At 70.2% G+C, this 6,011-nt stretch carries 7 protein-coding genes, 1 tRNA gene and 1 other RNA gene; 4 read left to right on the plus strand and 5 right to left on the minus strand.

Annotated features, from left to right (window positions below; translation table 11 throughout):
• Positions 1-768, plus strand: a complete 768-nt coding sequence (locus ABB34_RS02520; RefSeq protein ID WP_057639661.1) for an MBL fold metallo-hydrolase — start codon at positions 1-3, stop codon at positions 766-768.
• Positions 769-886: 118 nt separating this feature from the next.
• On the opposite strand, the gene ffs is transcribed toward ABB34_RS02520, so the two are convergent.
• An RNA gene (ffs, locus tag ABB34_RS14730) (signal recognition particle sRNA small type) lies at positions 887-983 on the minus strand.
• 88 nt (positions 984-1,071) lie between these two features.
• A tRNA-Ser gene (locus ABB34_RS02525) sits at positions 1,072-1,162 on the minus strand.
• Positions 1,163-1,319: 157 nt separating this feature from the next.
• On the opposite strand from ABB34_RS02525, the gene ABB34_RS02530 reads away from it, so the two are divergent.
• Positions 1,320-2,024, plus strand: coding sequence for a PP2C family protein-serine/threonine phosphatase (locus ABB34_RS02530; protein WP_057639662.1), 705 nt, complete (start codon positions 1,320-1,322; stop codon positions 2,022-2,024).
• A gap of 102 nt (positions 2,025-2,126) precedes the next feature.
• Here ABB34_RS02530 and dnaQ read toward each other — a convergent pair whose 3' ends face one another.
• The 3 genes from dnaQ to ABB34_RS02545 are packed head-to-tail and all read right to left on the minus strand — an operon-like array spanning position 2,127 to position 3,902.
• Complete coding sequence (dnaQ, locus tag ABB34_RS02535) at positions 2,127-2,852, minus strand: DNA polymerase III subunit epsilon (RefSeq protein ID WP_057639663.1); 726 nt, start codon at positions 2,850-2,852, stop codon at positions 2,127-2,129.
• Positions 2,853-2,860: 8 nt separating this feature from the next.
• A complete protein-coding gene (gene rnhA / locus ABB34_RS02540) occupies positions 2,861-3,313 on the minus strand; it encodes a ribonuclease HI (RefSeq protein WP_057639664.1) in 453 nt (150 codons plus the stop codon).
• A gap of 13 nt (positions 3,314-3,326) precedes the next feature.
• On the minus strand, positions 3,327-3,902 hold the full coding sequence (locus ABB34_RS02545) for a class I SAM-dependent methyltransferase (RefSeq protein WP_245625391.1): 576 nt from the start codon (positions 3,900-3,902) through the stop codon (positions 3,327-3,329).
• 90 nt (positions 3,903-3,992) lie between these two features.
• On the opposite strand from ABB34_RS02545, the gene gloB reads away from it, so the two are divergent.
• The gene (gloB, locus tag ABB34_RS02550; RefSeq protein WP_057639666.1) at positions 3,993-4,757 is read left to right on the plus strand and encodes a hydroxyacylglutathione hydrolase; all 765 of its coding nucleotides are present in this window, start codon (positions 3,993-3,995) and stop codon (positions 4,755-4,757) included.
• Entirely contained in the window at positions 4,754-5,938 is a 1,185-nt protein-coding gene (locus ABB34_RS02555; RefSeq protein ID WP_057639667.1) for a lytic transglycosylase domain-containing protein, read from the plus strand. Before gloB ends, ABB34_RS02555 begins: the two co-directional genes overlap by 4 nt.
• The last annotated feature ends 73 nt before the right edge of the window (positions 5,939-6,011 follow it).

Genomic DNA, 6,011 nt, shown 5'->3' on the forward strand with positions numbered 1-6,011 from the left:
GTGAGCTGGGCACTGCGTTTCCTTGGCGTCGGCAACGCATCGGCGGTCGAGCTCGGCTCGCCGATGGCGGTGATCGAGCGCGACGGCCGGCCGTGGCTGACCATCGACTGCGGCGGCGAGGGCCTGACCGCCTACCACGCGCACTACGGCGCGATGCCCGATGCCGTGTTCGTCACCCACGTGCACCTGGACCACGTGGCCGGGTTCGAGCGCCTGTTCGTCGATACGTACTTCAACCCGCAACGGCGCGGCAAGGTCCGCGTTTACGTGCCGGCGCCGGTGGTGCCGCTGCTGCACCGGCGCGTGGCCGACTACCCGAACGTGCTGGCCGAGGGCGGCGCCAATTTCTGGGACGCGTTCCAGCTGGTCGTGGTCGGCGAGGCGTTCTGGCACGACGGCCTGCGCCTGGAGGTGTTCCCGGTGCGCCACCACTGGCCGGAAACCGCCTGGGGCCTGCGCCTGCAGGGCGCGCTGGCATGGAGCGGCGACACCCGCCCCATTCCGGAAATGCTGGCCCGTTACGCGGACGATGGCGAACTGGTCGCGCACGACTGCGGCCTGCACGGCAACCCGTCGCATACCGGCATCGACGACCTCGAACGCGAATACTCGCCGGAGCTGCGCGCGCGGATGATGCTCTACCACTACGCCAGCGCCGCCGATGGCGCCGCCCTGCGCGCGCGCGGGCACCGCGTGGCCGAGCCGGGGCAGTGCGTGGTGCTGGCCGCACCCACTGCAGCGCAGGCGGAGCCATTCGCTTCCCCGTAGATGTCGGGCTTGCCCGGCACGGGGCCTTGCCGGGAAGGCTTCATGCGGGGCAAGCCCCGCATCTACAGCATGCCCAATAGCACATGCTACGGCAGTTGGCAGGCCCGAAAAGGTGGCGGCCCCGCCGGCTGACCTCGGCGCCCGCGTCAGTCGATACCGTTGCTGCCTTCCGGCCCTGGCGGGATTTTCGACCTAGCGTCGCGAGGGGCCGACGGGGCCACCATAGACGCAGGCCGCGCAGTGCGCGGCCCGGTTTCGATGTTCCGCGCAGCATTGCGCGGGGTTGCGAGAAACTCGCGTGTCTGGCGGGAAGGGGGGGATTCGAACCCCCGATGCGCTATAAACGCATGCCTGATTTCGAGTCAGGTACATTCAACCACTCTGCCACCTTCCCGGCGGTTCCCGGCGAACCGGGCTGCGAATGATAAGGGGCGCGGGCGGCGTGGACAAGCGGTTTCTGCCCTTCCACCCTGGCAAGACGCTTGCCGTGCACCGGCCGCGGACGCGATGATGCAGGCCGCTTCCGCTGAAAACCGCCCCCGCCGGCGCCCATGATCGAATTCGGACACCTCAGCCACGTCGGCCTGCGCCGCCAGCTCAACGAGGACACCTACCACGGTGACAGCGAACTGGGGCTGTGGCTGGTGGCCGACGGCATGGGCGGCCATGCCTGCGGCGAGGTCGCCAGCGCGCTGGCGCGCGAGGCCATCGTCCGCGAGGTCCGCGGCGGCACCACGCTGCCGCAGGCGATCCGCATCGCCGACGAGGACATCATCCGCGCCTCGCGCCACCGCAACGACAGCCTGCCGATGGGCACCACGGTGGTTGCCGCGCGCGTGCTGGGCAACCGCTTCGAGGTGGCCTGGGTCGGCGACAGCCGTGCCTACCTGTGGCGCGACGGCAAGCTGGCCCAGCTCAGCCAGGACCACAGCTACGTGCAGGAGCTGATCGCACAGGGCTCGTTGACCGCCGAGCAGGCCCGCGCCCACCCGCACCGCAACGTCGTCACCCAGGCACTGGGCGTGACCGACCCGGCGCACCTGAACGTGGCGACGATGACCGGCGAGCTGCGGCCGGGCATGCAGTTGCTGTTGTGCAGCGACGGCCTGACCGAGGAAGTGGACGACACCGGCCTCGCCGACACCCTTGCCCAGCACGACTGCAGCGCGCAGGAATGCGTGGACATGCTGGTCGCCGCGGCGCTGGACGGCGGCGGCTCGGACAACATCACCGCCATCCTGGTGCGCTGCCATTGAGCAACGCCGTCATGTCGGAACCCGCACCGCAGGTGCCGGGCTTGCCCGGCACTGGGCCTTCCCGGCGTCGCCTGCCACGAGCATGTGGGGCAAGCCCCGCATCTACGCGCTGACCGTTTCTTCCGCCTTCGCGCCGTCCCACAGCGCATGGCCGGCCTTCTTGCGCAGGCGTTCCAGCCGCGCCGCATGCGCCTCCAGCTCGGAAGCGGTGACCAGCACGCGCGGGCGCGGCAGCAGCACGGCGGCGTCGAACACCTGCACCACGCCGCCGGCACTCGCCATTTCCGCCTCTGGCAGGCCGAAGCCGATCTCCTCCTGCCCCGAGGTCAGCGCGATGTAGACGTCGGCCAGGATCTGCGCATCGAGCAGGCCACCGTGCAGGTGGCGGTGCGAGTTGTCCACGCCCAGCCGCTTGCACAGCGCATCCAGCGAGTTGCGCTGGCCGGGGAAACGCTCGCGCGCCATCGCCAGGGTGTCGGTCACCGTCACCCGTTCGTCCAGCCGTCCCTTGCCCACGAGCAGCATCTCGTTCTCGAGGAAGCCCATGTCGAACGCGGCGTTGTGGATGATCAGCTCGGCGCCGTCGACGTAGGCGAGGAATTCGTCGACGACCTCCTCGAAGCGCGGCTTGTCGGCGAGGAATTCCAGGCTCAGGCCGGTTACTTCCTGCGCACCCGCCTCGAACGCGCAGTCCGGCTTCAGGTAACGGTGGAAGTTGTTGCCGCTGGGGCGCCGTTCGAGCAGCTCCACGCAGCCGATTTCGACCACGCGGTTGCCCTTCTTCCATTCCAGGCCGGTGGTTTCGGTATCAAGGACGATCTGGCGCACGGGTTACCTCAGTTGCTTGCGGCGCCATTGCGCACGCGGATTGCGGCATCGCGGGCCAACTGGTCCACGCGCTCGTTGTCGGGATCGCCATTGTGGCCCTTCACCCAGCGCCACTCGATCTGGTGCCGCTGGGTGGCAGCATGCAGACGTTCCCACAGGTCGCGGTTCTTCACTGGGTCGCCGCCGGCGGTCTTCCACTGCCGCCGCACCCAGCCCGACATCCACTCGGTGATGCCCTGGCGCACGTACTGCGAGTCGGTCTGCAGCACGATCCGGCACGGCTCGGTCAGCGTTTCCAGCCCCATGATCGCGGCCATCAGCTCCATGCGATTGTTGGTAGTATGCCCTTCGCCCCCAGCCAGTTCGCGTTCGTGGCCCTTGTAGCGCAGCAGCGCCGCCCAGCCGCCCGGCCCGGGATTGCCGAGGCAGGCCCCGTCGGTGTGTATCTCGATCTCTTTCATCTTGCTCCGTCGTTCAGGTCGCCACCGGCCCGCGCCAGCCTACCGGCTGCGCTTTTTCCGGGCCGATGAAGGCTACCGTGCGTTTCTCGAATTCCAGCACGCATACCGCGCGCAATGCCGGCAACACCTTGCCGGCCGGCGCCGCCGCGTCGTTCCACAGCGGGCCGACGTGCCGCGTCGTGCGGATGCGCAGGCCCTCGCGCTGCAGGCCGCTGCGGCAACGCAGCGCCGTGGGCGGGCGCATGCCGCGCCACTGCCAGTGCCCGCGGTACAGGCTGTGGCGGTTGAGCAGGGTCAGCCACAGGCGTCCGCCCGGCATCAGCACCCGCGCGCATTCGGCCAGCAGCGGTTCCAGCTCCATCGTCGCCGGGTGCTGCAGCACGATGGCGTTGACTGCCTCGGACGGCAGCGGCAGCGGCAGGGCGCAGTACACGTCGCCCTCCCAGCCCGCGCCCTCCGGCGTCCGCTGCAGGCGCAGGCCGCGCCCGGCGGGGGCCGGCTGCGGGCGCCACGCGCTGCACGGTGCCAGCCACAACCAGGGCTGTGCGGGAACGCCCTGCAACTGTTCGAGCAGATGGCGGTTTTCCATCGCCCTCACCGTTTCCGCACCCGTCTTCTCAAACCAGGTAGAGACTGCAGCTTGACGGGGGAACGGGGCGGCAGGCATGGTCCCAATTCTATGCGACTGACCACCCTGCCCGCATTCCAGGACAACTACATCTGGGCGCTGCAGGCGCCGGACGGGCGCACGCTGTTCGTCGACCCGGGACAGGCGCAACCTGTGCTCGACGCGGTGGCGCAGGGCATGCAGCCGGCGGCCATCCTGCTCACCCACCACCATGACGACCACACCGGCGGCGTCGCCGAGCTGCGCCGGCATTGGCCGCAGCTGCCCGTGTTCGCGCCGGAGGACGAACGGATCGGGCTGGAATGCGAACGGGTCGGCGAAGGCGCCCGGGTAAGCCTGCCCGGCTTCGACTTCACGGTCCTGGCCGTTCCCGGCCATACCCGCAGCCACGTCGCGTTCCACGGCCACGACCACCTGTTCTGCGGCGACACGCTGTTCAGTCTGGGCTGTGGGCGCATGTTCGAAGGTACCCCCGCGCAGATGCTGGCCTCGCTGCAACGGCTGGCGGCGCTGCCGGCGCGGACGCAGGTCTGCTGCGGGCACGAATACACCTTGGGCAATGCCGCGTTCGCGCGGCATGTCGATCCCACCAACGCGGCATTGCAACGCCGCCAGAAGGAAGCTCAGGACATGCGCAGCCGCTCGCTCCCCACCGTCCCCTCGCTGCTGGCCGACGAGCGGGCCTGCAACCCGTTCCTGCGCACGTCCGCGGCCCCCGTCGTCGCGGCCATTGCCGCACGGCTGGGGCGCGCGCCGGAGGACGAGGTGGAGGTATTCGCCGAACTGCGGCGCTGGAAAGACGGGTTCCGCGCGTGAAGCGGCACCTGTCGGTGGCGCTGGGCCTGTTGCTCGGCGCCGGCAGCGGCATCGCCGCCGCGCAGTCGATCCCGGCCGGCGTCGGGCTGGCGCAGAACCTCGCAGCGCTGAACCGCCTGCCCACCGATCCGGCCGCGCTGCCGGCACCGCTCACGCGCAACGGCCACCTGATCCTCGCCGATTTCCGCGATGGCCTGGCCGCGCCGCAATGCGACAGCGAGGCGACCAACCCGCGCTGGCGCCGGCAGTTCGCGCATGCGCCAACGCGGTTGGGCAATGCGGAGGATGACGCGCTGCCGCTGTTCGGCTACGTGGTGGACGAACTGCGCACCGCCGGGCTGCCCACCGAGTTCGCGCTGATTCCCTTCGTCGAAAGCGGCTACCGCCCCGGCGCACGCAACGCCAACGGGCCAGCCGGGTTGTGGCAGTTCATCGCCACCACCGCCCGCAACCACCGCGTGCCGATGGAAAAGGGCTACGACGGCCGGCTTTCGGCGGTGGAATCCACGCAGGCGGCGGTACGTTACCTCAAGACCCTGTACGGCATGTTCGGCGGCGACTGGCAGTTGGCGGTGATGGCCTACAACGCCGGCGAATACCGCATCCTGCAGGCACTGCGCCGGGGCGGCATGAACGCGCAGAACGCGCGCCCGGCCGAGCTGCCGGGACTGTCGCCGATCACCCATGCCTACGTCGAAAAACTGCACGCGCTGGCCTGCGTGCTGGAACAGGCGGAGCAGGAGCCGGAGCTGATGGCGGCGCTGGACCGCCCGGTGCCGATCCTGCGCGGGCACAGCCTGCCGGCCGGCACCACGCTGGCCGAATGGTCGGCGGCGAACGCGCTGGACGCCACCCGCATCGCCCGCCTCAACCCGGCGCTCACCGGCAAACGCAACGGTGCCCGGGTACTGGCCCCGGCCCTGCCCGAACCGGAGCCGGACAGGCAGCCTTCGCCCGTGGTCGTCGCCGCCACCGAAAGCGAACCCGCGTCCGCCGCCGCTGCCGTCGCCACCGTGGCGGCAACCGGCACGCAGAGGCACACGGTGCGCCGCGGCGAAAGCGCATGGTCGATCGCGCGCCGCCACGGCATCCCGCTGAAGGTGTTGCTGTCGCGCAACAACCTGGACGCCAATGCGGTGCTCAAGCCGGGCATGGTGCTGCGCTTCGACGATCCACGCTGATCGCGGCCTGCCCGCAGGAGCGACGTGAGTCGCGATGGGGGCTTCCCGGCAATCCCCGGTCGCGACTCACGTC

The sequence above is a fragment of the Stenotrophomonas daejeonensis genome (assembly GCF_001431505.1).
Classification (GTDB): Bacteria; Pseudomonadota; Gammaproteobacteria; order Xanthomonadales; family Xanthomonadaceae; genus Stenotrophomonas; species Stenotrophomonas daejeonensis.

Excerpts from the sequence above, each read along its gene's own strand:
- ABB34_RS02545 (WP_245625391.1), bottom strand. The coding sequence starts at position 3,902 with ATGGAAAACCGCCATCTGCTCGAACAGTTGCAGGGCGTTCCCGCACAG.
- gloB (WP_057639666.1), top strand. The coding sequence starts at position 3,993 with ATGCGACTGACCACCCTGCCCGCATTCCAGGACAACTACATCTGGGCG.
- rnhA (WP_057639664.1), bottom strand. The coding sequence starts at position 3,313 with ATGAAAGAGATCGAGATACACACCGACGGGGCCTGCCTCGGCAATCCC.
- ABB34_RS02530 (WP_057639662.1), top strand. The coding sequence starts at position 1,320 with ATGATCGAATTCGGACACCTCAGCCACGTCGGCCTGCGCCGCCAGCTC.